General features: G+C 44.1%; 1 protein-coding gene. It reads left to right on the top strand.

The genetic code is table 11. The features are described 5' to 3' along the window. Window positions 1–152: 152 nt before the first annotated feature. Window positions 153–1,607 carry an IS6 family transposase gene (locus tag ACQRBH_RS17180; protein WP_427762674.1) on the top strand — a complete coding sequence of 485 codons (1,455 nt, stop codon included), beginning with the start codon at window positions 153–155 and terminating at the stop codon, window positions 1,605–1,607. The last annotated feature ends 273 nt before the right edge of the window (window positions 1,608–1,880 follow it).

Here is a 1,880-nt window from a genome sequence, read left to right as displayed (position 1 = left end):
GGTACTGTAAAGTTTTACAGTCCTATTTTTCTTTAAAACCTTATATTTTCAAGGACTTCACCACTTTTTGCATATAAAAAAGCAATGACCCCCTTTTTCGTGTATAATGTAGGCTACCAAACTCAACAAAATACGAAAGGTAAATCATTGCTATGGATAACATTATACTCTATTTACTTAACATCATTCAAGAACAATATCAGCAAATCTGCTGGCTTATTCTCTTTATCTGCAGATATATTCCTTTGAAACAATGGGCTCATGATGAAATCCACAGCCCTAAGTACCAGAAATTCCTCACTGATAAGCTTCCTGTCATCAAGCCCTTCATCAAACAGGACTGGATACTCTGGAACGAGTACTACCGACTCCGTTACGGAAAAGCCGTGAAACCAGTCAAAACTCACAAAGGTAAGACCCGCACCGTTCCTGAAGATATCGTGTGCCCTCTTTGCGGGGCTCCACATGAGTACATCTACGATAATACCGGTGGACGCGGTCAATTCAAATGTAAGATCTGCGGCCAGACCTTTGTTAATGGTGAGAAAGTAACTACTCCACTAAAACTCCAGTGTCCCTACTGCGGTCATGCCCTCCAGCCAGTCAAAGACCGTAAGCACTTCCGTGTCCACAAATGCATCAATGACAACTGCTCCTATTACAAGCGGAATCTGAATAAGCTTCCAAAAGACCTTCCAAAATCAGAATACTGGAAATACAAGCTGCGATACCTCTACCGCGAGTTTTCCGTGAACTTCTTCGACATGGATCTGAATCAGCTTCCGAAATGGGCAACCTCTTTCAAGTATAAGAAGAACAATGCCTATATCATGGGATTGTGCCTTACCTACCGTGTGAACCTCAAGCTGTCTCTTCGCCAGACTGTACAGGCTCTGAAAGAAATCCACGGGATTGAAATCTCACACACCATGGTCAACAACTATGCCAAAACCGCTGCTGTCATCATACGGCCTTTCGTGGATTCCTACGACTACAACCCTTCCAATGAACTGGCCGCCGATGAAACCTACATAAAAATCAAAGGCGTTAAATCCTACGTGTGGCTAATCATGGACAAAATATCTCGCTCCATTCTTGGGTATCAGGTCTCAACATCCAGAGATGTCGGTCCTTGCATCCTTACCATGCGGATGGCATTTGATAAGTTTAAGGAGTTCCCTGGCAAAGCCCTGAAATTCATCGCAGATGGATACAGTGCCTACCCACTTGCTGCCCAACAGTTTAAGATTGAGAAAGACTGGGATGTCTTTATCACTCAGGCCATTGGTCTTACAAATGACGATGAAGTATCTAAGGAATACCGCCCGTTCAAGCAGCTCATCGAACGCCTGAATCGTACCTTTAAGGAATCCTATCGCATTACCTGTGGCTATGGTACAGAAGATGGCGCCATCCACAGCGTCTCTCTTTGGGTTGCTTATTACAATTTCTTACGCCCACATGAAAAATCCGGTGGTAAAGAACCACTAAACAAAGTGGAACTTCTAGAAGGTGCTGGGAACATGCCCGGCAAATGGCAACTTCTCATCTACCTTGGCCAGCAGGCGATCCTGAAACAACAGAGCGAAGCTGCTATCTGTTCTTAGATTCCGAGCCGGAGGTAAATATCCAGCCACCAGAACCCTTGGTTCTGGCTTTGCCCTTGATGACACACTAAAATAATGCTACAATGCTGTGAATCAGACGGAGAAACCTATCTGTTCTTGAGTTCTTCGCCGTCGGTAAGACATTCAGAGCATTATTTTAGTGTGCCGTCAAGGGTGGCGTACACTGCCGAAAACTAACATATCTGCAATTTTCAAGGTTCCAATGGAGCCATTTTTTCAGCTCCAATTTTTCATAGGCTACTTTACACTACC

It is taken from the genome of Bariatricus sp. SGI.161, assembly GCF_050313695.1.
GTDB lineage: Bacteria > Bacillota > Clostridia > Lachnospirales > Lachnospiraceae > JAFBIX01.
This window is presented reverse-complemented; position numbering and strand designations above follow the sequence as displayed.

Excerpts from the sequence above, each read along its gene's own strand:
- ACQRBH_RS17180 (WP_427762674.1), top strand. The coding sequence starts at position 153 with ATGGATAACATTATACTCTATTTACTTAACATCATTCAAGAACAATAT.